This window comes from Duganella lactea, from assembly GCF_009857505.1.
Classification (GTDB): Bacteria; Pseudomonadota; Gammaproteobacteria; order Burkholderiales; family Burkholderiaceae_D; genus Rugamonas; species Rugamonas lactea.
This window is the reverse complement of sequence record NZ_WWCP01000091.1, coordinates 1-1,036: the sequence shown is the minus strand read 5'-3', so window position 1 is coordinate 1,036 and position 1,036 is coordinate 1. Positions and strand designations below refer to the sequence as shown.

At 71.5% G+C, this 1,036-nt stretch carries 1 protein-coding gene and 1 pseudogene; both read right to left on the bottom strand.

Translation table 11 applies throughout. The features are described 5' to 3' along the window. Nucleotides 1–331, bottom strand: a pseudogene (locus tag GTP44_RS26795) (general secretion pathway protein GspB); the annotation flags it as partial. 47 nt (nucleotides 332–378) lie between these two features. Next, on the bottom strand, nucleotides 379–1,036 hold a 658-nt coding region (locus GTP44_RS26790; RefSeq protein WP_161021802.1), incomplete at its 5' end, for a peptidoglycan-binding domain-containing protein.

The window sequence follows — 1,036 nt, the reverse complement described above, 5'->3', positions numbered from 1 at the left end:
CGCGCGCCAGATTGGCCACCGACGGCGGCAAATCCGCCACCGGCACCGGCAAAGGCGCCGGCTCGACGGCAGCCATGGTCGCCGGCGCGACCGGTGGCGCAGCCCGCTGTGGCGCGCTGGCCGGCGCCACCGGCTCCGATGGCCGCCACACCAGCACCAGCAGCACACCGATCACCGCCGCCATGCCCACCACCGCCGCCAGCATCGGCGCGCTGAAACGCGCGGCCGGACGCGGCTCCGCCGCCTGCAAGGTCGGCGCATGAATGGTGGGCGCGTTGCCCAGTTGACGTTCCGCCTGCGCCTTCTTCAAGGCTTCCAAAATATAAGACATAGCTATAAATGAATCCGATATCGCATCATCATACCGACGCCGCCCGATCAGCGCAGGCGCGGCTCCTGCACGCCGCCCAGCTGATACAGGCGGATAAACGTTTTCGGCCCGGCCACGCCGTCGGCCTTGAGGTTCTGCGCCGCCTGGAATTCGAGCAGGCGCTTGCGCAAGGCCGCGTCCAGCGGCTGATTGTCCGGCGGCTTGGGCAAGGCATAAATTTGCGCCAGCCGCCTGGCCAGCCAATCGACGTCGGCCCCCTGATCGCCGCCGCGCACCTCGTCGCGCCACGCGCGCGGCGCGCGCCAGAACGTGGTGAACTCGCCGTCATAGCGCGCCGCCAGCGCCGCCACACTGAGCGTGCGCGACTGGCCGCCGGCCACCACGATGGTAGCCTGCTCGCCGTCGAGCGCGGTCAGCAGCACATAGTTGGGCGCGACCGGATCGTCGTGCAGCTTCAGCATCGCCGGCCGGTCGAGCAGACGCACGTCCTCGATGCCCCCCTTCGCCTGCAGGCAGCGCAGATTGGCGCGCGCCGCCGTCGAACACGGATCGCCGGCGGTCAGCGTCAGCCCCCACAAGCCGGCCAGCTGGCGCAAGGCCGCCGCGCTGTCATTGCCCGACGGCGACACAGCCGGTGGCGCGGCCGGCACCGCGACAGGCGCCGACGCGACCGCGCCCCGCGCGGCGGCGGACGCCACCGACGCC